This window comes from Sphingobacterium paramultivorum (assembly GCF_014109745.1).
Classification (GTDB): Bacteria; Bacteroidota; Bacteroidia; order Sphingobacteriales; family Sphingobacteriaceae; genus Sphingobacterium; species Sphingobacterium paramultivorum.
Map to the genome: position 1 here is coordinate 1,967,255 of NZ_CP058555.1, position 23,787 is coordinate 1,991,041.

Sequence of the window (23,787 nt, forward strand, 5' to 3'; positions counted from 1 at the left end):
TTGTGTAAAATGAAAGTAAGTATTACTTCATTTAGGTGATTATCGAAACAAAAACAGCTTATTTATAGTTATTAATAGTTTAAAAAACAATGATGAAAAAGGTGTTTATTGAAGGAGCAACAGGCTGGGTCGGTAAAGAATTGAGTAAAAATATAATCGACGATACAAACTATAAATTGGTTGGCGGGCTTTCACGCTCTTATGCAGGAGAAAATCTCGCTGAGATTCTAAAGATAAAAACGTCTCCGGTTCCCCTATTTGATACAATAGAAAATGCAATGGGGGATATTGATTTTGATATTTTAATTGACTTTACCAGTCCACTTATTGCCAAGAAGAACATCCTGAATGCGATAGATAAAGGTAGGCATGTCCTTATTGGGACTTCAGGGCTCTCAAGTCAGGATTATGAAGAAATTGAAGAGCATGCGAAAGAAAGCACGGTATCCGTTCTAGCTGTCGGTAATTTTTCGATTACCGCTGTTTTGTTGAAGAAATTTGCGGAGACTGCTGCTCAATATATCGATCAATTTGAAATTATAGATTATGCATCCCAAAGAAAGGTGGACTCACCAAGCGGCACAGTCGCAGAATTAGCCTATAGTCTTTCCAAAATTAAAACGCCGAAGATTGAAGTTCCCATAAAGGATACCATCGGAAACAAAGAGACTCGTGGTGGTGATATCAATGGTATTCAAGTGCATGCGATAAGACTGCCGGGTTATGTACTAGGTGTCGAGACCATCTTTGGTATGGAAGATGAAAAATTAATCATCAAACATGAAGCTGGAACTGGTGTAGCACCCTATCTGAATGGCATTAAGATTGCCCTTGCCAAAATGGGTACCTTTAAAGGATTAAAACGTGGTTTGGATACCATAATGGATTTGTAAATTACATCATTATCTATCAACCTCTAAATTTAACACAGAATGTTGTACCCACGCTGAGCTCGCTTTCTACAGTAACTTTCGCATCAAGACGATCCGCTATACGTTTGACAATGGAAAGACCAATCCCCGATCCTTCAAAGCCCTGCGAATTCGGCAGACGTTTAAAGATATCAAATATATTACTGTCGTCCTGAATATCTATGCCGATACCATTGTCCTTGATATAGTAGCAAACTGAATCGCCGTGTTTTTCGCTATAAACTTCCACCCTTGGCTGATCTTTTTTACTGCTATATTTTACAGCGTTACCGATCAGATTTAAAAACAGCTGATATAATAGTGTTCTTTCCCCGAGAATGGGCCAGGTCTCCCCTAAGACAAATTCCAAACTTGTACTGTCAAACTGTTGCTTGCAACTTTCGAGAATATTAAGAATTTTGTTCCGTGGGTCGATCAGTTCCGTTTTGAAGGCTACATAATTAGACTGTGTGAGTTGATACACCTTATCCATCATCTCAGTGATCAGCACGGTAGCATCCATAATATTTAGTGCCATTTTGCGTAGTATATCCTTAGGAAGATCATCTTTCATCAACATCATCTGTGCAGCAAGCTTTATCGAAGAAAGAGGGTTTTTAAGATCGTGAGTCAATGTATAGCCAAATGTATCTAAGGCATTGTTCGATCTTACGAGCTCCTTATTGAGCTGAGCAATCTCCCCGCCCCGTTGCGCAATAGCTTGTTGGGTTATTTGTGCAACTTTTTCAATAAAAGAAAGCTCGGCATTTTTCCATTTGATGGACTTGCCTTTCATCGTTTCACGCCAAGCTTCAAAAGATGTCCTAGGTGACGGAAACTCTATTTCCCTTTCGGGATCATAATGATATATTTTTTCGGGTTTTCCGGCCCATACATCTTCGTATACATGCTCTTTACGGAACAAATAGATGTGCCATTTATTACTGGGAAGGATATTTATACGTAAAATACCGGGAAATATGAGCGATTGTTCTAAGTCAGCACCATCATAAACAAAATTTGATGTAAAAAATAAGTCATTCTCGCCCTGTTTTTCTATATAAAGATCAATCTGCCTTTGCTCTGATTCTGTCGGTACCTCACCCCAAGATTTGAAACCACGGTCATGTTTGATCATCAATCCATCTGCCCCTACTATTTCCAAGATTTGTGGTGCAAAGCGTTCAAGCACAATTCCAATATCGCTGTTTACCAATAACTCAGACTTCAGGTCACGCTCCATAACGCCCATAATAGTCTGTGCGACAAGATTTTCTTTTTGATATTCTGAAAGGTAATAATTTATGGCATACTGGGTTAAGAACGCGCATAAGTGGCGTTGGCCAAGGTCTACATTCAAAGGTAGACTATTCTGGCAGGCCACAAGTCCCCAGAGTCTTCCCTCGATAACGATAGAAAAACTGGCACTGGCACGTGCACCCGCATTCTTAAGATATTGTAAATGTACGGGAGACAATGCTCTGAGGCTACAGCGTGTCAAATCAACCTCTCGAGCCTCCAGGCCCTGTATAGCAATAGTCGGTGCCTCAATATCTGCTACATGGCGCGCAGGGAATTTAACATACAGCGCGCGTGCTTGTGCCGGAATATCAAATTCCGGATAACGGTACCCCATCAATGAGGTCATCCCGTCTGCAATGGACTCTGCAATTACCTGTCCGCTATTGTCCTCTTCGAAACGGTATACCATGACACGATCAAAACCAATAATCTGGCGGATCAGTACAGTCAATGATTGCCAAGCATTACCGTGACGCTCTTCAAGGTATTTCGCATAATAGAATAAACGGGTCGCTTTTAATTGATTCTCACTACAGATCTCGACTTCAAGATATGTTTTCTCATCATACCGGTAAATGCTTAGATAATAATCTACATTTTTGATACGGATACGTTCTACAAAACGTGTAAATATCTCCCCTGTGATCTGTCTTTCAATTTCTTTGAGATTCAACTCCGGTTCGGACGATATCAAAGGCAGTAGCTGCTCGATCGATCTCCCTAAGATTCCGTTTATAGGAATATTGAGTACTGCAGACAGGTTTTCACTTGCGGCAATACACCCACTCTCATCAAAAATACAAAGGAAACCGAAATATTGGATCTTACCGCATAGTTGGATTTCTTCTTCGTGGCACTCCAGTTGACGCATATTTTGCTAGTTTTTAATCTTTTAATTTACTAATAATAGGAAATTCTCAAAAGAGATAATTTGCCACGCATAATAAAATCTAGCACCCCTCTTCAAACATGTCATATCTAAGGCTAATATAGAAAAAAATAACTACGAAAAGCGGATCAAACGATTGTCCAATAATTATTCAGAATCTGAATGGCTGGCATTGAGGCTTATTAATTGGTTATTTCGGTGAAAAATAAAAAAGCTAGGTTGGAAAGGTGCCTAGCTTTAAAACTTTCTTCATGACCGGACAAGCAGTCTGTATTTAATCAACAATACTTTTGACCACTTTGTTTGGATTATCTTGGATATTACTCAATTAAAGTATAAATAACGTCATATAAAGAATTCGAAAGAATATATGCTATCAGCGAAATTTTTATACGGTTTTATATTATTGGCTAATAGATTGAGAAGTCCCCAACCAAAACGCCACAAATCTCATAATGAACTATTTATAGAAAAACAAGTATAAACCACATTTTCCGTAATATTTACGCAAAGATGGGATGGTAGTCTTTGGATAGTAAAACTATTCATCAGTAAATCTTGTCATTTAAACATTGTCACTAAATAAATAATATTATGATTTCAAACAAAACATTACTCGCTTCATTAGCGACTGCAGCAATTCTAGTTTCATGTAACAATCAAACACCACAAGAAAAAGCAACCGAGCACATGGAAAATGCGGAGGAAAAAGCAGCTGACGCTAATGAAGAGGCCATGAAAACCTCAGAAGATGCTGCAACAAAAGATGCGGAAGCAGTCGTTTATTCAGATAAAGCCGCGGCCAATGCAGCAATTGCTTCAGTGACTGCCCCAGTCCTCTCCAATGATAAAGCTAAAGAGCTTTATACAAAGCTAGGCAAAACCTGGGTAGACCGCATCAATGCAGAATCTGCAGAAAAAGCATTGGACAAAGAAAAATCGATATTGGATATAAAAAATGAGATTGAAAAAAATCTTGTTGAAGGAAAAATCTCCGCTTCGGATAAAGATAATATCATGAAATATCAGTCCGATTGCCTAGCCGCTATAAAAGCAGCACTGTAATATAGAACAGCAACAATAATCAGTAATTCATAAGATATCTTGCGATCCACTATCAGATCGCAAGATATTCTATTATTTTTGTTTCTATCATTACATGCCTTTTGATTAAAGAAAAATAAAAATTATGAAAACCCATTCGACAAATTACTTCAATACTTTAATTGAAGCTGCTACAGATACCAAAGTAGTTAAGGGTACTATTCCACCATCAAAACGCCATAAAACCGTAGCTGAAAGACAATATGAGTTAATCGCCGCAGCACCTTATCAGTATACATCTGACGATATTATTTTCCAAGTCTATGCGGAAAGAAGGGACCTAACGCCAGACGAATATCCCGAAGCAAGAACAGTTTTTTTCTCTAGAGGACAAGCATGCCTGCGCGCCTCCCCTCTTACAAAGACATATGGGTATGGGATTCATAGTAATAGTGAAGGCAAGGTCGCGTTATGCGGAATGGAAACAGCTATTTATCGGAAATTTGTAGCGGATGAAAATACAACAAAAGTTAAAGCAATGAAATCTGCTCGATAGCGTTTGCAGAATAAACTTGTGTTGAAATAAGCAATCATTTCCCATGAACAATAACTTGCTCCAGAAAAGAAATCTGTCGTTCGTTTATTTTCTTCCTGGCTTCCGTAAATGTAAACCAATCGCCACGATCTATTTCAGGATAAGTTTGCATTTTCCCTGATTTCGGCGGCCATTCCATTTCAAAGGTATTGCTTACAAGTCTAGCAGGATCTATATCTCCTTCAATTGCCCAGCACCTAACTATTTTGCCTCCTTTTTGTTGAATAGCATTTAGCGCAATAAAATTTCCAAGGGGAAGATAGCCTGTCTCTTCAATAAACTCTCTTTTGGCCGCATCAAGTTCATCTTCGTTCAAATCGATTTCCCCTTTAGGGATTGTCCACGAGCCTTCATCTTTTTTAGTAAAATAGGGTCCTCCAGGATGTACTAAGAAAAAATAAATTTCTAACGCCTGAAATTTATACAATAACAATCCCGCACTGGTATTTATCTTCTTAGCCATTCGTGCTGATATTTCGTAATCGAATCCATGTAGGCGCATGATCGCTACTCTTCTCCCATCCGCGCACATCGCGATCAATTCCGCCTTCAATTAAACGATCCTGAATTGAAAGGCTCAATAGGATATGGTCTATACGTAAACCAGCATTTCGACTGTAAGCCTGGCGAAAGTAATCCCAGAACGTATAAACCTGCTGATCTGGAAAAAGCTGACGAATAGAATCCTCCCAGCCCTCTTCAAGAAGTTGACTGAAAGCCTCCTTCACCTCCTTTCTAAACAATGCATCGTTGACATATTTTTCAGGTTTATACGTATCCATTTCTGTTGGAATAATGTTAAAATCCCCAATGAGTATCGCTGGAACATCCATACTAAGCAGCGTTTTGGCCCGCTTTGCTAAGCGCTCGATCCACTTCAACTTATAGTCAAATTTGGGCCCGGGAAATGGATTGCCATTGGGCAGATAAAGACAGCAAATCACGACTTGCTGGATCATAACCTCCAAATAACGGCTTTGTACATCTTCGGGATCGCCTGGAAGAGCTCTAGCTACTTCTTCGATCTCATATTTGGAAAGTACCGCAACTCCGTTCCAACTTTTCTGACCGTGCCAAACCGCATGATATCCGATGTCATTAATTTCTTGCAATGGAAAACGTTCTTGCGGAGATTTCAACTCCTGCAGACATACGACATCAGGCGATTCTTCTGCTAACCAACGTAACAACACGGGAAGACGTGCGTTGATGCCATTAATATTATAGGTGGCTATTTTCATGAAATTGTCCTTCTAACTAAAATAGACAACCAAAGAAGCTTTTCAATTGTTTGAGAACTGCTCAGAAAAATTTAATAGCATAATTTAACAAGTCCAGTCTGCAGGGGGGCCTTTATTCCACCTGCCTGCAGGCCAATGGCGCTATTCACGTTAAAATCATTCACAAATAGGTTAAATAACATTAAATTAATATTATATTTATGTAACCATATATATAAAGCATTAGATCATGGCAAAAACATCCTCTAAAAAAGTCTTTCGAAATGACATTGTCATTAACCTAAAAGATTCACTACCGTACCTAAAAGATTATTTAAGTGACAAAAAACTCAACTCTCGCATAGAAAAAGCAGCTAAATTATTAAGCAAGGGTATCAAAAAGAAGAAAATTAAGAAATTAAACCATCGAGAACTTAAAAAGACCGATAGTAAGACTAAGGCTTCCTCCAAGAAAGATCTTGATCAGCTGGCCGTTGATCCTACGCTAAATGATACTGCAGAAAAAATCACAGTACCCGCCAAAAGTACAGCAAATAGAAATGCTGATACAACAAAAAAGCCAGTTGCCAAACAAACGGATACAGACCACAACGATATCGAAAGTAAGTCTCCTAAGGTAAAAGATGTTCAAAGTAAAAGTTCCACCACTGCAGTTGGCGTAAAACCACCTGTCCCTCGAAGCAAAAAAGAGAAGGTCGAAAAATAAATCAGGTTCTTTAGCGCTATAAATACGTAATCGACCTGTTTTTTTCGGGACCATCTCACTTAAGCTACGTTATTTCCTTTCAAAAACTACGGTTAAAGCTTTTCAACGTCCTTTGGGTATAACTTTTGATCCAACTATAGCAAAAGAATTTAAACTCAAACAAAGTACTGAATATGGAAAATATCGATAAAAAAGCTGAAAAAATGGGTCTAGAGAAGGGCTATTATTTATTGTTAATGGCGATTCTAGATCTTCCAATTGAGGACGTACAAAATGCTGTAAAGGAGGATTAAGTCATATGAAAAAAATAGCAATCATTAGTACTTGCCCTCCACAAGAATGTGGGCTAGCAATATTTACCAAAGATCTCAAGCAGGGAATGGAGCTCGATCCGAATGTTCAAATCGATATCGTCGCTGTATCTAAACTCGGTTCGGAAGATTTTGACCAATCGATACGATTTGTCATATACCGGGATCGACTAGATAGTTATCATCAGGCAACCCGTATTATTAATGAAGAATATGATTATTGCATTATTCAGCATGAATTTGGAATATTTGGAGGAGCCGATGGCATTTTCATAACACAAATTGCCAACAACCTAAAGATTCCCCTGCTAACCGTGTTCCATACCATTCTTCAAACCCCATCATTGCAGCAGAAGGAAATCACCGAGCTGTTGTTGAAGAAATCTCAGGCAGTTGTTAGTTTGTCTCCCAAAGGCATCGAATTATTAGAGGAGCAATTCGACTCTACCCATACAGATAAGATTAAAGTGATACCACATGGCGTACCACATTTTGATTACAATCAGGGACTCGCCAAATACAGATTAAACCTTCAACACAATTTTGTAATGATGACTTTTGGTCTCATCGGAAGAAGTAAAGGACTGGAATATGCCATTCAATCCTTGTCGGAAGTTGAGCTCCCAGGGTTTAAATACCTGATCATCGGAAAAACACATCCGAATGTTCTGGCCCATGAAGGGGAATCTTACCGTTTTGAACTCCAAAATTTAGTCGATCAGCTTGGTTTACAGGACAAGGTTGTTTTTATCGATAAATTCTTAACGGATGAGGAGCTTAAGGAGTATTTAACAGCCTGTGATATTTATCTGTCTCCTTATCCACACGAACAGCAAATCAGCAGTGGGACCTTATCTTTTGCTGTAGGTGCAGGTGCAGCTGTTATTTCGACACCATATTGGCATGCAAAAGATTTATTGAAAGACGAACGTGGTATCCTAAGTCCATTCAACGATATCGCCGCAATGCGTGATAATATTAAAATGCTGTACCAATCACATCGATTACTAGCCTGGCATCGTTTCAAAGCGCGTAGTTATGGTGAACAAACAGTTTGGGGAAATGTGGCAAAAATGTATCTGGAGCTTCTACAAGGGCTAGCAACTCCAGTAAGATCTTTAATTGATTATGAACAATATATTGCAATGGATCTAAAGAGGGAAGCGTAAAATGATAGAAAAAGCATAAACATTTTATATGATATGCATGTTAAGTAAAAAGACGATCTTTGTACGCTAACATTAAGATAAAATCCATCATCACATGATATATTCGAAAATAGCGCTGTCAACAGTTCTTTTATTATTGATGGCGCTCACTTGTACGGGCCAGATTTTTGATCGCGAACTGAGGGATCAAAAGGAAAGGACGCAAAAAGAATTTTTGAAATTTATTACTGAAATCGGAAGCAAAATAACGGATTCTACCTTAACGAAAGAACAACAAAATGCACTATTTAACCCAATCGTTGCGTATGCTCATAAAGAGCATGCTGACTTAACACGATTGCGCAAAAAATATTTTAAAAAAATACAGGCTCCGCCATCAGTACTTAATACATTTATTTTTGATAGCGAGCCTCCTGCGGAACTATCAAAAATGTTGGGAACCCCACAATTCACGACAGTAACCCTGCTACAGTGTTATCGACCTCTTGAAATAGGCCGACTTATCAGTGGAATTATTCAACCTGTGATTTATCAGCAATCGAACACAGGAACAAACGAATCTACAATAGCTTATATCTTTGGAAATCAAGTATTCGCTAAACAATTAAAAGAGGATATTTGGCAAATTTGGTTAGTAAATAGGCTTTATATGCTTAGGTTTAACCTGGATCTACAAACTATGGTTATCCATAATTCGGAATATACGCTGCCCAATAAAGCGGAATATTTGCGACTTCAGTTCCCGTTCGTAATTCAGAAGACAGCCAATGAATTAGAGAAAATCTATCAAGAAATGGATGAAATACGCTGGAATAGCTATCTATCAACAGGTATAAAGCAAGTCAGTCCTCAAGACTGGCAAGATACTATTGATAAGCGATTATCGGCGTTTTACCTAAAAAATCAGCTCCGTTTTATAAAAGTTCAAAATGAAATACTCAAGGATATAGAAAAAGGCAACGATTTGGATGCGAACTGGCAGGAATTACATTTATCTTCCGATGAAAATATACAATTGACACAAACTTTAAAAAACAATATGCTGCAACCCGATGAAGCTGCACAGCAGCTATTTTCATTTTCAAATAGCATTATCCCCTTTAATCAAGATATTGAAGAAATTGGAAAAAATGCAATGTCGGGATTCTTGCACTATATAGTTGGCCATGAAAAAGACCAGGTGTGGAAAATTAGATCTGTAGGCTATTCCATTGCCTTCGAATATACCTGGGATCTAAAACAAGGTCGATTTTCTGAAATAAAAATCTTTAAGAGACAATCATAGTGTAAATTTCCATTGCGCCCATAATAATCTTTTTTGATTTAGGTATTGATAAAAAAATTACAGGAAACAACGTTGTCGTTACGTTATCATTTTATGCTTGGCGCCCCATTTTTCCAACTGACACCAAATAGGGATAAGTTCTGCCGCAATTTCAGTCAATTGATATTCCACTCGGGGGGGCACTTCTGCATAAGCAATCCTTTTAACAAGTCCTTGCTTTTCCAATTCTTTGAGCTGCAAGGTGAGCATGCGATCGGTAATCCCTGTAATCAATTGTTTAATTTCACCAAACCGCAACTTTCCATGCTGCAATTTAGCAAGTATCAGCAGCTTCCATCGGCCGCCGATTTTGCATACAGCATATGCTAAATCACATTCAATAATATACTGTTCATTAATCCTATTTGTCGAATTTTCTTTTCGTTTTCCCATGATTTAAAATTTCTTAATAGCGTACAATTCGTTGCAAATAGGGACAAATTTAAAACTTCTACCTTACATCTGTGACACCACATTCGTCAATAATATGACACAAAGCAATATTATGACACAAAGCAATATAAGGTTATAGGCTCCAAAGCGTAATAGTCTTTATCTATGAAAATAATTTAATACTGAAATTATGATTACGAAAAAAAACACCTATTTTAGGTTTTGTAATCCAATTATTTATTCCAAATATGCCTGATCCAAATTAGTTAGACTTCGAATATGCTCCAACAGTTTTATGCCTATCTAAAAATTTTAATGCTATTCATTTTTTTAGATCTTTTAATCTTCTTAAGAATTCGGACATTGTCAACTTGGAAATCTAACCCAAAGCTGCTAAACATAGTCTGGTGGTCTGTCAGTATACTTTCCTATCTGTGCATATTCCTTAATTTATTTTTTAAATGGACTAGTTTTGAATCTGCCTGTTTCGTGTTTTTTCCGCTTTCGTTGCTATTTGGTAAGATAATCTGTCTTTTCTTTATCGGTATTGATACTATTGTATATACGTTCAAAATAATCAACAAATGTTTTAAAAAAAATAAATCTTCGCCAAAACAGGCTGGAAATTTACCCCCTATAAAAAGATCAGATTTTATAGTCAAAAGCGGCCTCCTGCTAGCTAGTGTCCCTATCGTTGCACTTACACGTGGATTTGCCTTCAATTTATATAAGTACCAGGTCAACCACCTCGATTTAATCTTACCTAATTTACCGAAATCATTTGAAGGAATTACTATAGCGCAAATTTCCGATATACATGCAGGTAGTCTATTTAATTCAATTGCTGTAAAAAAAGGGATCGACCTCTTATTAGCACAGAAGCCTGACATCATCTTTTTTACAGGGGATCTAATCAATGATTTTGCGACCGAAATGGAGGATTATTTATCCATATTTGATAAAGTGAAGGCTCCATTAGGAACATTCTCTATACTTGGAAACCACGATTATGGAGATTATCATTTTAACAGATATCATTTCTTTGATCAAATGAACTTGACCAAGGAACAAAATCTTTCAAATCTCAAATCCATTCATCAACAACTAGGCTGGCAACTACTTCTCAATGAATCGAAAGAACTGATACTGAATAACGAAAAGATTACCATTATAGGCGTCGAAAATTGGGGGGCAAATAATCCCAAAAATTATGGGAATATCGATTTGGCCATGTCTAAAGTAGATAAATCTTCGCCCATCAACTTAATGCTTTCACACGATCCCTCCCATTGGCGCGCGGAGATAATACCCAAATATCCCACAATCGACGTCACTTTCAGTGGACACACACATGGGGGACAATTCGGTTATAACCACCCGAATTATCAGTGGAGTCCAGTGAAATATGCTTACCGTGAATGGGCCGGCCTGTACCGTGAAAAGCATCAGGCACTGTACGTAAATGTTGGATTCGGTTATCTGGATTATCCAAGCCGAGTTGGGATACTACCGGAAATCACCATATTTCATCTGAAGAGTAAAGGTTAAAGCATTAATACTGTTCCTGATGGATCCGTAATACAGTACATATTTTCGGGTAACTCATTAAATTCAATATAGGTTTCAACACGATTTCAAATCAAATTTTCTATCGACTGGTCTGAAATGCCAAGAAGTAGCAATTAGAATAATATATAATAGTGCCGGAGCCATTAAAGCGAAAGAATCTCCCGATGCAATATGTGAATACAAAGCACCAGTAGCTGTAAAGAAAATACCCGCATATGCCCATTCTTTCCAGAGAGGCCTTTTGGGCCAAAGCAAGGCAACCACGGCTAAAAGCTTCCAGATCCCAAGTAAAGGAAGTATATAACTAGGATATCCCAAATGAGTCATATTTTGTATCCCACCTGCTCCTTCCGTTTGAATTTTAAAAATCTGTATGATAGCAGTTGACAATAATCCTACAGCCAACCATACGGTTGCTATCCAATAAATTATCCTATTTCTTTTCATAATGCTATGATTTACTTATTATACTGTTAATTACTTCACGTTAATAGTCACCTCTCTTATCTTCAACACTTGGTCTTATTCTTATTTCCTAAAATAAGCTGGGTCTTTTACCGGCCGCTCCTTATTATGTAGTTATTTGACTATAAATATAAGCGTAGCTATTTAACTACACAATATTTTATTTCATTTTTTTTTATCTGAGACATTAACTTCAATAACTATCCCCCTAATACTCTGGTTAGACCTGCTATTTTATTTTTCATATCTTTGAATTAAGATTAATCTTATGTCACATAATACCGATAAAATAACCGTAGTAAAGGGCGATATAACAAAAATTACAGTCGATGTTATTGTAAATGCTGCCAACACATCGTTACTTGGAGGTGGAGGTGTTGATGGGGCTATTCATCGCGCCGGCGGACCGGAAATTCTGGAAGGTTGCCGTAACATTCTGGCTAAACAAGGAGGCTGCAAAGTAGGTGAAGCCGTAATCACAACTGCAGGCAAACTAGCCGCTAAATATGTAATTCATACAGTTGGCCCTGTGTGGAATGGAGGGAAAAATCACGAAATTGAAAAATTAGAAAGCTGCTATTATAATGCACTCAGATTAGCTGCAGAAAATGGTTGCCGTTCGATAGCCTTTCCCAATATCAGTACAGGGATTTACAGATTCCCGAAAGAACTAGCTGCTCAAATATCCATCCGCGTCATTACGCAGTTTCTGATGGCGGATACAACACTTACGCAAGTCAAAATAGTATGTTTTGACGATGATAACTTCCGGCTGGTCAATCAACTAGTAATGCAAGCCTAGGGGAAAATTATCCTAATCCGTTTCAAATTCCCATATACATTCATAGGAAGGAACAGACTTTTCGATGTTTGGAAATTGCAGTTTTTTGAGCTCCTTAATATTCTCAAAATCTTTATTTAAAAGCAAATATATACCCGTGTTCTTACTGATTTCTCCCAATATTTCTGGAGTGATCTCTCTTTCTCGACTGTTGGCAGATATGATCATTTTCACAATTTGCTTTCCTGATGAAGTTATATACTGATTCAGCTTATAGGGGCCCGGAATACCATCATTTTCATGCGATTGTCCTGCCAATACGTCATTGATATAGATAGCATAGTCTACATTTCTTATTTCATGATAGAGAAAATATGATTTTACGACCGAGGCTATTCCGTTTTGAGATACTTCAGCAACCTCATCATTTCCCCTATCTTCATCCCTATTGTTACACGACATAAACAATACAACACAGTAGACAGCAATGACGATAATTTTTTTCATTTCGTATTTTCTCCTTATTTTTAAACTGCAGCAATATTCCTTTGACAAAGTTTCGAAGCCAATATGACCAACAAGTTAATACCCCAATTTAAGGCCTTAAAACATGAGATTGCGGATGGCTATACAGTTTATTAAGATACAAATTAGTCAGAACAAAAAGGAAGTAAACAAACAGATATGGCCATCTTTTTAAAATTTCTTTATAAGTCATTAGAATTCACGATATTTAAAAAAATAAACACCCTACCAGTATATGTTTAAAACATTGGTTATCCAATATCTGGGTAACCTTTTTTTTGCAAGAAGCAATCATGAAGCTGTCTCCCCATTACGTCATATTGAACAATACCCAAACACAGCTTGAATATTGTTCGACGGTCATTTAAATACTATAACGCACAAACGATTGCAACAAAGCCACAAAAACGCACAAAACAGTAAAACAGTACCCGATTGGCTCACATAGATTAATACTTGGATTAATACTTGGCCGTCTGAAATCGGCTCGTTATGGCATCGTTTCAAAGAAAGCTTCCCCTGCCCGATCGATCTGCATAATAAGTTATAGTTTTGTTGCGAAATTGATTGAACAACTGTATTTTTACAGGGGTGAAAAGATTTTTTCTTTACATATTTCTATTTTTGGTCATTGGAGAATCAACGATGCTGTCCCAGCTGGCGAAACTGCCCAAGCTGTATCAGCATTTTACAATCCATAATGAGATAGGTCCGCCCATAACCTTTGTGGAATTTCTTTCCATGCATTATTGGGGCCAGGATCTTCCTGACAACGATGAGCAGGAAGACATGAAACTACCCTTCAAAAAATACGATCTAACAGCATTTTCATTTGTCTTTGTGTCCAACCATAAGATTCATTATGTTAGACCGCATCAAGTCGCAGTGGATAGTGCTTTTGGTTTGCCTAAACCGAATAATTATTCCCGATCGTATATTTCCGCATTATTCCGTCCGCCTCAAGTCTAATTTATATTAAATCAGCATGTTAAAACAACCTGATTTTTCAAGTTGCAGATCTTTTTTTGTCCCAAAATAAGGTTTGCACGATTTCTTATAATTTAGATTTTACTAAAATGCTTAATAGAATAATACAATTCTCAGTTCGAAACAAACTGGCAATTGGTCTTTTTATATTGGTATGGGTCGGCTATGGCATCTACCAATTGACCAAGTTGCCTATCGATGCCGTACCAGATATTACGAACAATCAAGTTCAAGTTATCACAACCGCGCCCTCCCTTGGAGCCGAAGACGTTGAGCGCCTTATCACCTTTCCCGTGGAATTGGCTGTCAGCAATGTTCCCGAAATCAAGGAAAGCCGAAGTATGTCGCGGTTCGGTCTATCGTTAATAACCATCGTATTTGAAGATGGCACCGATATCTACTGGGCGAGACAGCAAGTCACAGAGCGTCTCGCACAAATTGAAATAAACGAAAATGCAAGTGCTCCTACACTCGCTCCCGTCACTACAGGACTTGGTGAAATCTACCAATATGTCCTCAAACCTCAAAAAGGTTATGAACAGACCTATTCGCTAGCAGACTTGCGCACCATTCAGGACTGGACCGTACGCCGTCAACTTCTCGGAACTCCCGGAGTTGCAGATGTTGCTACATTTGGTGGAGAACTCAAACAATATGAGGTTGCAGTAAACCCATCCAAGCTGAAAGCCTTGAATATCAGCATCAGCGACATCTTTACGGCACTCGAAAACAACAACCAGAATACAGGCGGAGCCTATATCGAAAAAGGCCCCGCAGTATTATATATCCGAAGTGTTGGCTTGACAAAATCCATAGCCGACATCAATAAAATTGTGGTCAAAGATAATGGTGGCGTACCGATCCTCATCCATCACGTTGCCGAAGTCAGGTTGGGCTCAGCGATCCGTTATGGCGCACTAACTATGGCAGGACAAGGCGAGGTCTGCGGTGGTATTGTCATGATGCTCAAAGGTGGAAACTCTTCGGATGTGATCAAAATCGTCAAAGATAAAGTCGATCAAATTCAGAAAACACTTCCCAAAGGAGTCCTTATCGAGCCCTTCCTCGACCGCACGAAAATGGTAAACAACGCCATTGGAACCGTAGAACACAATCTCTTGGAAGGAGCTCTCATTGTCATACTGGTTCTTGTGCTGTTCCTAGGTAATCTGAGGGCAGGTTTAATTGTTGCTTCGGTCATCCCGCTATCCCTACTCTTTGCCATCAGCATGATGAACACATTTGGCGTCAGCGGCAACCTAATGAGCTTAGGAGCACTGGACTTTGGTTTAATTGTTGATGGTGCTGTTATCATTGTTGAAGCCATCTTACACCATATTCATTTTTCAAAAAAATATAAGGGCATCGACAGTTTATCCCAACAGGAAATGGACCAGGAAGTGACTTCTTCAGCCTCCAGAATGATGAATGCCGCAGTTTTTGGACAAATTATTATCTTGATTGTCTACTTGCCTATTCTTTCGCTTACTGGAATCGAAGGGAAAATGTTTAAACCGATGGCTCAAACGGTAGCATTCGCTATTTTAGGCGCTTTCATTCTATCTTTGACTTATGTCCCAATGATAAGCTCACTGGTGGTGAGCAAGAAGCTCAATCATAAACCCAATATTTCGGATCGGATTATGACCCGTCTCGAACGGGGTTATCAAAATGCACTCACTGGTGCACTTGCTATCCGTAAAATACTCGTTGCCATCACAATTGCACTTTTCGCTATTTCAATCGTTGTATTTTCAAAAATGGGGGGTGAATTTATACCCCAACTGGAGGAAGGTGACTTTGCTGTAGAGACAAGGCTGCTCGTTGGTACCAATCTCTCGACAACGATAAATGCAATTGATCGGGTTTCAGAAGCCTTAAAAAATCGTTATCCTGAAGTTGAAAAAATCGTGTCGCGGATCGGAAGCGCAGAAATACCAACAGATCCAATGCCTATTGAAGGTGGTGATATGATCATTGTCTTAAAACCAAAGTCGGAATGGAAAAATGCTAAATCATTTGTGGAGTTGGCAGGTAAAATGTCGGCAACAGCACAGGAAGTTATGCCTGGGATAACGACAGGCTTTCAATTTCCTGTACAAATGCGTTTTAATGAATTAATGACTGGAGCAAAACAAGATGTCGTGTGCAAGATTTATGGAGAAGATCTCGATAAACTGGCAAACTATGCGCAGCAATTGGGCGATATTGCAAAGACAGTAAAAGGAACTGCAGACTGGTACATCGAATCAGTCACAGGAATGCCCCAGATTGTCATAGACTACAACCGGGATGAGATAGCAAAATATGGTCTCGATATCGCTTCCATCAATCGTACTGTTAATTCGGCTTTTGCAGGAGCTTCCGCAGGCAAGATTTATGAAGGTGAAAAAAGCTTCGATCTTGTTGTGCGCGTAGGTAATGAAGGTCGCCGTAATATTGAAGATGTCAGGAATCTACAAGTAACGACCGCCAAAGGGATACAGATTCCACTTAGCCAGATTGCACATATTGATGAAGTAGAGGGCCCTAATCAGATCCAGCGGGAAAATGCGCGGCGCCGTATTATCGTGGGCTTCAATGTCAGGGGGCGTGATGTGCAAAGCATCGTGGAGGAACTGCAGCAAAAGGTTGCTGCGCAGCTTAAAATGGATACAGGCTACACATTGACTTATGGTGGTACATTTGAAAATCTGCAACAGGCCAAGGCCCGCTTGAGCATTGCTGTGCCCATTGCCCTGCTTTTAATCTTTGGTATGCTTTACTTTGCATTTTCGTCGTTAAAAGATGGCGCCTTGATCTACACTGCAATTCCCCTGTCGGCGATCGGAGGTGTTTTTGCCCTGGCACTTCGGGGGATGCCCTTTAGTATCTCGGCAGGCATTGGTTTCATTGCCCTATTTGGTGTTGCCGTTTTAAATGGCATTGTCTTGATCTCGGAGTTTAACCGTATAAAAAAGGAAGGAATTATTACCGACATGCAGGAACTGATTATGGTGGGCACTCGCAATCGTCTCCGACCGGTACTGATGACCGCCGCCGTAGCGTCCTTGGGATTTTTACCAATGGCATTGAGCAATGGTGCAGGTGCTGAAGTACAACGTCCACTGGCAACGGTTGTTATTGGCGGTTTAATCTCAGCAACATTCCTAACCCTCTTTGTTTTGCCCGCATTATATCTGTTGTTTAATAAAAAAAACAAAGCCCTTAGCAAACCAAATTCGGCTGTAACCAAAATAGTCCTTTTGGTTCTATTGTCTTGTTCCTTTTTTCAGGACGCTCAGATTTCGGCACAAACGATCAACAGCACACAGCATATATCTTTAGCGCAGGCCATACAGCGGGCAGAGCATAATAGTCCGCGTATCCAACAGCTCAGGATCAATGAACAAGCTAAGGAAAAATTGGCCAAAACCGGATTCGACCCTTCTAAATTAGCTATTTCAGGCGATTACGGTCATGTGAATAGTGCGTATACCGATAATCGCATCGGTATCAGCCAAACGGTTAGTTTTCCTGCTGTTTATAAAAAACAGACAGCAGTCTTACAAAACGAGCTCTCTTTGGCGCGTGAATCTACCAAGTTTAATCTCCTGGAGATTCGAACCGCCGTTAAGAGTCTGTATTTCGATTATCTGGCAATGGGCAAACGAAAGGAGCTCTTGTTACGCGCAGATAGTCTGTATCGTATTTTTGAAGCAAAGACAAGCAAACGCTTTGAAGTTGGCGCAGCAAATATCCTGGAGCAAACCGCAGCCCAAACACAGCGTCAAGAAATCAATAATCAATTAAAGCTGCTTCAAAAAGATATGAACATCATCCTGAACAGATTCAATTTCTTATTGCAGGACAGCATTCGTTACATCCCGGCCTCCGACACAATTAAATATCAAGAAGTTATGTCGATTCACCCGGACTTATCCAGTCAGGCTGAAGCACTTCCGGCCTATAAGATTGCGCAACTTCAGACACAGACAGCACATGCTCTATGGCAACTGGAGCGTTCAAAATTGCTTCCTGAAATTACAATAGGATATAATAGTCAAACGTTGCAGGGGGTACAAACCTTCCGTGGTCAGGAGGTATTGTACCGTTCGTCCGACCGTTTGAGCTACTTCAGCGCCGGCATCGGTGTACCCCTATTTTTTGGAGCGCAGTCCAATCGAATAAACGCGGCAAAACTCGCATGGAAAGGTCAGTTGAAAGAACTTGAATACGTAAAAAGTAAATTGAAGACAGAATCAAACAATGCCATCGAGCAGGTTGAGAAGTTTAAAGAAGTACTAAAATATTATGAAGATCGTGGATTAAAGCATGCAGATACAATTTTTGTAACAGCCGACAAACAATTCGTTAATGGCGAAATAGACTACCTACAATGGGTCATTCTTGTCAACCAAGCCATTGGCATACAAAGCGAATACATCAATACATTAAACAGTTACAATCAAGCAGCCATCCAATTAAGTAAGTTATACAATGAATAAATCGTTAAAAAACACAGTATACAGTTTGATCCTTTTTTCCTTCGTTGCCTGTGCTCAAGGAGAAAACACAGAAATTAACAAGCCAGCGCCCGTGGCAGATTCTACACCTGTAGCGCAAAGTGTTCAACTTGAACCCAAACAGATTGCAGCAGCAGGTATTGTCATCGGACCCCCTACAATCGAAAATGTCAGTGGCAAAATTACATTACAGGGCGATGTCGCTGTTGCGCCGGAAAGCACTGTGAGCCTAAGTTTTCCCATTGGTGGCTATATTAAATCGACGACTATGCTCCCTGGAAAACCAGTGCGAAAAGGTCAGGTATTGGCGACTATCGAAGATATGCAGTTTATCCAGCTCCAACAGGACTATTTGACTGCACAGACAAATTATGTGCTCGCCGAAATAGAATATAAAAGACAATACGAGCTCAATCAAAGCAAGGCAAGCAGCGACAAGGTGTTCCAGCAGGCAAAAGCAGATATGGACCGTGAACGTATACTAATTCACTCATTGGCGGAAAAACTGCGTCTTATCGGAATCGATCCGAAGAAACTGACGACGACAGGTATAAAAAAAGAAGTACCTATATTGTCTCCAACGAATGGTTTTATCACCAAAGTGAATGTCAGTGTTGGGAAATACACCGCTCCCACAGATATCCTATTTGAGATTGTTAATCCATCAGACATGTATCTTTCCCTACAGCTGTTCGAAAAAGATCTAGCTAAAGTCAAGATAGGAAATACCGTTTCTACGTATACCAATACGGAAGTCTCTCGAAAAATTCCGGCAACGGTCTTTCTTGTCAACCGCACTTTTGATGAAAACAGAATGGCCGAAGTGTTATGCCGTTTTCAAAAATCCGATGCTATTTTGACCCCTGGGATGTTCATGAATGCCGATCTTCATATCAATAATACCAAGGCAATGGTTGTACCCGAAGAGGCTATCGTACGTTGGCAAAATAAATATTTTGTATTTGTGCAACATAGCGCTGGTTCATTTCAAATGAATGAAGTAAAATTAGGTATCCAAGAGAACGGAAAACAGCAGATTCAGGCCGATAACATTCAACCGAACACACAATTAGCACTAAAAAATGCTTTCGCGTTACTAATGAAAGCACAGAATAAGGAAGAGTAAAATCATACGTATCGAATAAATCATTTCAAGTGATAGCCGCCATTTATGGTCCTTTTAAGAACAATGAATGGCGGCTTTTAATTTCGAATAAGCCGATCACCCATCTAAACTGCTTTAGTTAAAGTACGCAAACTCAGATTTATTGCCCTAAACTGAGGTCAAATGTCGCTCAAGCGGGCGATCATCATTTTTTGTTCGATAACTACCGGACATATTTATTTCAGGATAGTTCGAAGTGTTTTTCGAATGATGTATTGCGTTTCCTTGGTATCGCTTTCCTGTTCCCAGCGATTACAAAGTGCCCTAACAAAACCGGGTTGGCTTTTGCTTGCGTCATTCAGCCAATTTCCAACACTATCCTGAACATATTTTGAAGGGTCAGATTTTAGCGGTTCTAAAATAGACAAGGCTAGACTTGGCTCCTGCTTCAAGCGATCGATGTGCTTACACCATACGCCTCTCGGTCGGGTTGCCTCCGAAGCAAAACGTCTCAAATTTTCATCCTTCTCAATCGTCCATAGACTCAGACCGGCAATACTCCTTTCCAAGTCCAAAGCTATCCTATTACGTATCGCCATCCAGCTGATTTCTCGCACCCCAAAATGCCGATCTGCGGCAAAAGGACGCATTGACAACAGTAATTTCTCAATTTCAAGCTGCTTATCATCTCCGACCGTGTAGGTTGCCCAGCAACGCACGAGATCTGCAGCATGATCGGATAGTATTGTCAGGAAAGTATTATCACGATATTGTGTGATCAAATCGAGCAGCGCCCGCCCGATCGTTTCATTGATGGAATTTACCGTCGGTTTCTGTAACTGATCAAGCAGCACCAAGATTGGTTTCAAGTAATGAATGCGCCCATTTTGCTGAAGGATATGCTCGAGTAAAAACCGTTGGTCAACAGCGAGCCACTCCATAAGATTTGCAGTTTCAATTTCTCCGCGGTTCAGACTGGCCAGGCAATCTATCGAAATATCCGCTATCCGTCTTGCTCCTTTACGTTGTATTTTACTCATAGCTGTGCTATTAACTCTTCGATATTAAGCCTATTCATATAGTTGACATCCATAAATCGATAAGATATCGTATAATCAGGATCGATCACAAACACAGCAGGGACCGGCAGTCTGTTGCTGTCATTACCATTGTAGGCGGACAAATTGATTCCCAAGCGATCATAGCTTGAAATGGCATAATCCTGAAGTTCAAATGAGATGCCAACACTGATTGCCAAAGTATTATCTTCGTCAAACAACAACTCGAAATCCAAATTGTTGTCCTTCAGAAGTGCTTCGCTAAATTTAGGCACTTGTGGCGAAATTGCAAGAAGAGTGGCTTCAACAGCAGTAAAATGAGTCAAATTCTGTTGTAAAGCTCTTAACTCGAGATTACAGTAGGGACACCAGCTACCGCGGAAAAAGGCCACAATGACTTTTCCTTTGTTCAGAAGTTTTCCCAGCTCAATTTCTTCACGCTTCGAATTCACCAAACTAAAATCAAGGAACTTGTCCCCTATCTGCAGGCTCTTTTCGGTTAGATCCCCAGACTGTAGATCCTGAATCGATCTGCCAAATATTTCCTTTATTTCGAGAGGAAGAGTTGCTAAATTCGCATTTAATTTAGCAATTTCGTATTCTAAATTTTTCATGATGCTGTATGTTATTTCTGCAAAGTTTTAAAAGTAAATGCACAATCACAATACCGCATTTTATTATCCCTATGGGACAAAAAAGTCAATTTTATGCGTATAACAGAGAAAGCAATAAAACAAAAAATATGTCCATTGGAATTTGCCGTCAATGCGATTAGTGGGAAATGGAAAATTCCGATTGTATGGCGTATCAATGAAGGGGAAAAACGCCCAAGTGAAATGCTTCGTGGTATTGCAAAAGTTGATAGACGAGTGCTAAACCAACAATTGGGTGAAATGGTCAATGATGGCATTCTAACCAAACAATCTTTCCATGAACTTCCTCCAAGAGTGGAGTATTCATTGACCCCCTTAGGGGAAAGTTTAGTAGAAGTACTCTGGAAATTGAATGCTTGGGGAGAACTCTTATTGGAAAATTCCAATAAAAGTTAGCACAAACGGACAGATTCGATCGACACAGCGATGCTCAATTTACGAGAGAAGTATTCGATCCTGCTATAACAACTATTTGCGAAAACTGCAAAACACAAAACGCTGTTTCGTGTCGAAGGGTGTTATATGGTCAACATCTATACATTCAATTTTCCTAAAATATGTCTGGAACAAATCGCTTATCGATTGTGCTGAATATTGTTTAATGGTAATGCCACTGCATTTCGTTGGTCCCTGTTCAGAAAAGGTTCCAACAACCAAAATACCTCCCACTGCAATTGCTTGGTCTGCGATTTCGATGTAGCGTTCAATCTCCTGGCGAGCAGTCAAAAAATGAAATGTGGCCCTATCATGCCAAAAATCATATGGTGTATCGGGAACGAAGTCCAAGATATCCGAAACAATCCATTTGACTTTAGTCGCTTGATCCCCTAATCGCTTCTGCGCTCTTTCAATGGCAGCGCTGGAAATATCCAATACAGTAATATCTTCAAATCCTGCTTTTAATAAGAAATCAACCAGGAAACTGTCACCACCACCTATATCAATAATTTTAGCCATTTTTGGAAGACTAGATTGATTTATAAAATGTAGTGATACTTCTGGGGTAGGCCGATACCAGCTAACTGATTCCAGCGGCTTATTTTCGTATATCTCTTCCCAATGCTTTTTTCGATTGAAATTTTCCATCTGTCTATTGTCCTGATAAAATTTATTGACTGATAACGATCAACCTTGGTTTTAGGGCAAAATCTTTAGATCCTTAAAAATTTTCCGTGTAATCGCCTTGCGGCAGCTCGAGAAATCAGGGCTGTTGAACTTCCGGTCCTGAATAAGTCGCGTTGCAAAGAAATAAACATTTTCCTTTTGTTCAACATAGCCTATCCACCATCCGGTGTTGATCTGATTGGCCATTGTCCAGCCCGTTTTAGACCGAACCGTATAGTCCGCGTTTTGTTCCGAAATCATGACACCTTTAACAATATCCATATTTCTTTTTGAAAAAGGTAAATTTCCATCATAAAGCTTTTTTAAAAATTCAACCTGATTAATTGGTGAGATGCCCATTGGACCAAAATTCCAGAAGTCGGGACCTGATTCGGAAAGGTCCACATTCCCGTAGTTACAAGCTTTAAGATACTTCCGATAGACAGAACGATCAATTTTCTTTGCTAACTCGATAAATGCCCAACCTGCAGACACCGTAAATGCTTCTTTTACACTGATATTTTTATAAATATCTGGTCGGTAGCCATATTTTAAGGTATCTGTTGATCCGGGCCATTGAACAATGCTATTTTCATCTTTTATCGTCTTCGTTTCCAAGGCAATCAACATATTTATAATCTTAAAAGTTGACGCAGGTAATGTTGCAACTTGTGTGTCCGATGTATCGGACAAAATCCAAGCTCTTTTGTTATTGTCATAAAGTGCAACAGCACCCTTAACATGACACTCATCAAAATATTTTTGAAAGTCAGATCTAATGATCTTCTTCTCAGGATTTCGAGCTTGGGCCAACAAGTCAAACGAAATCACCGTCATTGTTATAAACAAAATCGATTTGAAAACCATCCGATAAATACTATTTAAAACCATACGTTGATACCATTAAAAAGCCATTATACAAATTGAAACTTGAAAACTATACTAGAGTCTTTATAAAGTTAAGACATAAATTTAACGAATTTCAAATATCCAATAAATGATATACATACAAGATGTGCTTTAGCTCGTTTAGAAGTCAGTCATCGATTATTGCAATAGTATTGAATAGGAGAAAATAGATCGGGACTATTGCTAAAGCAAGATAGCCCCGAAAGCTATGTGATCCGAACCTGTTATTCAGTCCTCGGAC

At 39.3% G+C, this 23,787-nt stretch carries 22 protein-coding genes; 12 read left to right on the forward strand and 10 right to left on the reverse strand.

Annotated features, from left to right (window positions below):
• The first annotated feature begins 89 nt into the window (after window positions 1-89).
• Entirely contained in the window at window positions 90-893 is an 804-nt protein-coding gene (gene dapB, locus HS960_RS08605; RefSeq protein WP_182332129.1) for a 4-hydroxy-tetrahydrodipicolinate reductase, read from the forward strand.
• A 16-nt stretch (window positions 894-909) separates the two neighbouring features.
• Here the strand turns inward: dapB and HS960_RS08610 are convergent, their stop codons facing one another.
• Window positions 910-3,084, reverse strand: a complete 2,175-nt coding sequence (locus HS960_RS08610; RefSeq protein WP_182332131.1) for an ATP-binding protein — start codon at window positions 3,082-3,084, stop codon at window positions 910-912.
• Between the two features lie 612 nt (window positions 3,085-3,696).
• Between HS960_RS08610 and HS960_RS08615 the strand changes: the two genes are divergently transcribed.
• Window positions 3,697-4,167 (forward strand): hypothetical protein, encoded by a 471-nt coding sequence (locus HS960_RS08615; protein ID WP_075992526.1) that lies wholly within the window; start codon window positions 3,697-3,699, stop codon window positions 4,165-4,167.
• 124 nt (window positions 4,168-4,291) lie between these two features.
• Window positions 4,292-4,702: a DUF6157 family protein gene (locus tag HS960_RS08620; protein WP_159726832.1), complete on the forward strand. Its 411-nt coding sequence runs from the start codon at window positions 4,292-4,294 to the stop codon at window positions 4,700-4,702.
• Between the two features lie 34 nt (window positions 4,703-4,736).
• On the opposite strand, the gene HS960_RS08625 is transcribed toward HS960_RS08620, so the two are convergent.
• Entirely contained in the window at window positions 4,737-5,204 is a 468-nt protein-coding gene (locus HS960_RS08625) for an NUDIX domain-containing protein (protein WP_182332133.1), read from the reverse strand.
• Window positions 5,197-5,982 (reverse strand): exodeoxyribonuclease III, encoded by a 786-nt coding sequence (gene xth / locus HS960_RS08630; RefSeq protein WP_182332135.1) that lies wholly within the window; start codon window positions 5,980-5,982, stop codon window positions 5,197-5,199. Before xth ends, HS960_RS08625 begins: the two co-directional genes overlap by 8 nt.
• Before the next feature lie 229 nt (window positions 5,983-6,211).
• On the opposite strand from xth, the gene HS960_RS08635 reads away from it, so the two are divergent.
• From HS960_RS08635 to HS960_RS08645, 3 genes are all read left to right on the forward strand, one after another.
• Complete coding sequence (locus HS960_RS08635) at window positions 6,212-6,688, forward strand: hypothetical protein (protein WP_182332137.1); 477 nt, start codon at window positions 6,212-6,214, stop codon at window positions 6,686-6,688.
• A 298-nt stretch (window positions 6,689-6,986) separates the two neighbouring features.
• Window positions 6,987-8,168, forward strand: coding sequence for a glycosyltransferase (locus HS960_RS08640; RefSeq protein WP_182332139.1), 1,182 nt, complete (start codon window positions 6,987-6,989; stop codon window positions 8,166-8,168).
• Between the two features lie 94 nt (window positions 8,169-8,262).
• Window positions 8,263-9,453: a hypothetical protein gene (locus HS960_RS08645; RefSeq protein ID WP_159726842.1), complete on the forward strand. Its 1,191-nt coding sequence runs from the start codon at window positions 8,263-8,265 to the stop codon at window positions 9,451-9,453.
• Window positions 9,454-9,531: 78 nt separating this feature from the next.
• On the opposite strand, the gene HS960_RS08650 is transcribed toward HS960_RS08645, so the two are convergent.
• On the reverse strand, window positions 9,532-9,885 hold the full coding sequence (locus HS960_RS08650; RefSeq protein WP_046676278.1) for a winged helix-turn-helix transcriptional regulator: 354 nt from the start codon (window positions 9,883-9,885) through the stop codon (window positions 9,532-9,534).
• Window positions 9,886-10,374: 489 nt separating this feature from the next.
• Between HS960_RS08650 and HS960_RS08655 the strand changes: the two genes are divergently transcribed.
• The gene (locus HS960_RS08655; protein ID WP_182332140.1) at window positions 10,375-11,433 is read left to right on the forward strand and encodes a metallophosphoesterase; all 1,059 of its coding nucleotides are present in this window, start codon (window positions 10,375-10,377) and stop codon (window positions 11,431-11,433) included.
• 75 nt (window positions 11,434-11,508) lie between these two features.
• Here HS960_RS08655 and HS960_RS08660 read toward each other — a convergent pair whose 3' ends face one another.
• The gene (locus HS960_RS08660; RefSeq protein ID WP_159726846.1) at window positions 11,509-11,901 is read right to left on the reverse strand and encodes a DoxX family protein; all 393 of its coding nucleotides are present in this window, start codon (window positions 11,899-11,901) and stop codon (window positions 11,509-11,511) included.
• A 286-nt stretch (window positions 11,902-12,187) separates the two neighbouring features.
• Between HS960_RS08660 and HS960_RS08665 the strand changes: the two genes are divergently transcribed.
• Entirely contained in the window at window positions 12,188-12,721 is a 534-nt protein-coding gene (locus HS960_RS08665) for an O-acetyl-ADP-ribose deacetylase (protein WP_182332142.1), read from the forward strand.
• A gap of 12 nt (window positions 12,722-12,733) precedes the next feature.
• Here HS960_RS08665 and HS960_RS08670 read toward each other — a convergent pair whose 3' ends face one another.
• Complete coding sequence (locus HS960_RS08670; RefSeq protein WP_182332144.1) at window positions 12,734-13,207, reverse strand: hypothetical protein; 474 nt, start codon at window positions 13,205-13,207, stop codon at window positions 12,734-12,736.
• Window positions 13,208-13,816: 609 nt separating this feature from the next.
• On the opposite strand from HS960_RS08670, the gene HS960_RS08675 reads away from it, so the two are divergent.
• The 3 genes from HS960_RS08675 (at window position 13,817) to HS960_RS08685 (ending at window position 19,843) form a co-directional block, all read left to right on the forward strand.
• Window positions 13,817-14,194, forward strand: a complete 378-nt coding sequence (locus tag HS960_RS08675) for a hypothetical protein (protein ID WP_153845926.1) — start codon at window positions 13,817-13,819, stop codon at window positions 14,192-14,194.
• 107 nt (window positions 14,195-14,301) lie between these two features.
• Window positions 14,302-18,699 (forward strand): CusA/CzcA family heavy metal efflux RND transporter, encoded by a 4,398-nt coding sequence (locus HS960_RS08680; RefSeq protein ID WP_182332146.1) that lies wholly within the window; start codon window positions 14,302-14,304, stop codon window positions 18,697-18,699.
• Window positions 18,692-19,843 carry an efflux RND transporter periplasmic adaptor subunit gene (locus tag HS960_RS08685; RefSeq protein WP_182332148.1) on the forward strand — a complete coding sequence of 384 codons (1,152 nt, stop codon included), beginning with the start codon at window positions 18,692-18,694 and terminating at the stop codon, window positions 19,841-19,843. The genes HS960_RS08680 and HS960_RS08685 overlap by 8 nt, the downstream gene beginning before the upstream one ends.
• A 215-nt stretch (window positions 19,844-20,058) precedes the next feature.
• Here the strand turns inward: HS960_RS08685 and HS960_RS08690 are convergent, their stop codons facing one another.
• On the reverse strand, window positions 20,059-20,862 hold the full coding sequence (locus tag HS960_RS08690; protein WP_182332150.1) for a DNA alkylation repair protein: 804 nt from the start codon (window positions 20,860-20,862) through the stop codon (window positions 20,059-20,061).
• Window positions 20,859-21,494 carry a peroxiredoxin-like family protein gene (locus HS960_RS08695; protein WP_182332152.1) on the reverse strand — a complete coding sequence of 212 codons (636 nt, stop codon included), beginning with the start codon at window positions 21,492-21,494 and terminating at the stop codon, window positions 20,859-20,861. The genes HS960_RS08690 and HS960_RS08695 overlap by 4 nt, the downstream gene beginning before the upstream one ends.
• A gap of 93 nt (window positions 21,495-21,587) precedes the next feature.
• Between HS960_RS08695 and HS960_RS08700 the strand changes: the two genes are divergently transcribed.
• A complete protein-coding gene (locus HS960_RS08700; RefSeq protein ID WP_182332154.1) occupies window positions 21,588-21,929 on the forward strand; it encodes a winged helix-turn-helix transcriptional regulator in 342 nt (113 codons plus the stop codon).
• Window positions 21,930-22,001: 72 nt separating this feature from the next.
• Here HS960_RS08700 and HS960_RS08705 read toward each other — a convergent pair whose 3' ends face one another.
• Together HS960_RS08705 and HS960_RS08710 are read right to left on the reverse strand one after the other, a co-directional pair.
• Window positions 22,002-22,619, reverse strand: a complete 618-nt coding sequence (locus HS960_RS08705) for a class I SAM-dependent methyltransferase (protein WP_182332155.1) — start codon at window positions 22,617-22,619, stop codon at window positions 22,002-22,004.
• Between the two features lie 51 nt (window positions 22,620-22,670).
• The gene (locus HS960_RS08710) at window positions 22,671-23,474 is read right to left on the reverse strand and encodes a class D beta-lactamase (RefSeq protein ID WP_182332156.1); all 804 of its coding nucleotides are present in this window, start codon (window positions 23,472-23,474) and stop codon (window positions 22,671-22,673) included.
• Between the last annotated feature and the right edge of the window lie 313 nt (window positions 23,475-23,787).

Excerpts from the sequence above, each read along its gene's own strand:
- HS960_RS08685 (WP_182332148.1), top strand. The coding sequence starts at position 18,692 with ATGAATAAATCGTTAAAAAACACAGTATACAGTTTGATCCTTTTTTCC.
- HS960_RS08710 (WP_182332156.1), bottom strand. The coding sequence starts at position 23,474 with ATGACGGTGATTTCGTTTGACTTGTTGGCCCAAGCTCGAAATCCTGAG.
- HS960_RS08690 (WP_182332150.1), bottom strand. The coding sequence starts at position 20,862 with ATGAGTAAAATACAACGTAAAGGAGCAAGACGGATAGCGGATATTTCG.
- HS960_RS08640 (WP_182332139.1), top strand. The coding sequence starts at position 6,987 with ATGAAAAAAATAGCAATCATTAGTACTTGCCCTCCACAAGAATGTGGG.
- HS960_RS08610 (WP_182332131.1), bottom strand. The coding sequence starts at position 3,084 with ATGCGTCAACTGGAGTGCCACGAAGAAGAAATCCAACTATGCGGTAAG.
- HS960_RS08615 (WP_075992526.1), top strand. The coding sequence starts at position 3,697 with ATGATTTCAAACAAAACATTACTCGCTTCATTAGCGACTGCAGCAATT.
- HS960_RS08680 (WP_182332146.1), top strand. The coding sequence starts at position 14,302 with ATGCTTAATAGAATAATACAATTCTCAGTTCGAAACAAACTGGCAATT.
- HS960_RS08665 (WP_182332142.1), top strand. The coding sequence starts at position 12,188 with ATGTCACATAATACCGATAAAATAACCGTAGTAAAGGGCGATATAACA.
- dapB (WP_182332129.1), top strand. The coding sequence starts at position 90 with ATGATGAAAAAGGTGTTTATTGAAGGAGCAACAGGCTGGGTCGGTAAA.
- HS960_RS08620 (WP_159726832.1), top strand. The coding sequence starts at position 4,292 with ATGAAAACCCATTCGACAAATTACTTCAATACTTTAATTGAAGCTGCT.
- HS960_RS08660 (WP_159726846.1), bottom strand. The coding sequence starts at position 11,901 with ATGAAAAGAAATAGGATAATTTATTGGATAGCAACCGTATGGTTGGCT.
- HS960_RS08695 (WP_182332152.1), bottom strand. The coding sequence starts at position 21,494 with ATGAAAAATTTAGAATACGAAATTGCTAAATTAAATGCGAATTTAGCA.
- HS960_RS08625 (WP_182332133.1), bottom strand. The coding sequence starts at position 5,204 with ATGGCTAAGAAGATAAATACCAGTGCGGGATTGTTATTGTATAAATTT.
- HS960_RS08670 (WP_182332144.1), bottom strand. The coding sequence starts at position 13,207 with ATGAAAAAAATTATCGTCATTGCTGTCTACTGTGTTGTATTGTTTATG.
- HS960_RS08705 (WP_182332155.1), bottom strand. The coding sequence starts at position 22,619 with ATGGAAAATTTCAATCGAAAAAAGCATTGGGAAGAGATATACGAAAAT.
- HS960_RS08645 (WP_159726842.1), top strand. The coding sequence starts at position 8,263 with ATGATATATTCGAAAATAGCGCTGTCAACAGTTCTTTTATTATTGATG.
- HS960_RS08700 (WP_182332154.1), top strand. The coding sequence starts at position 21,588 with ATGCGTATAACAGAGAAAGCAATAAAACAAAAAATATGTCCATTGGAA.
- HS960_RS08635 (WP_182332137.1), top strand. The coding sequence starts at position 6,212 with ATGGCAAAAACATCCTCTAAAAAAGTCTTTCGAAATGACATTGTCATT.
- HS960_RS08650 (WP_046676278.1), bottom strand. The coding sequence starts at position 9,885 with ATGGGAAAACGAAAAGAAAATTCGACAAATAGGATTAATGAACAGTAT.
- xth (WP_182332135.1), bottom strand. The coding sequence starts at position 5,982 with ATGAAAATAGCCACCTATAATATTAATGGCATCAACGCACGTCTTCCC.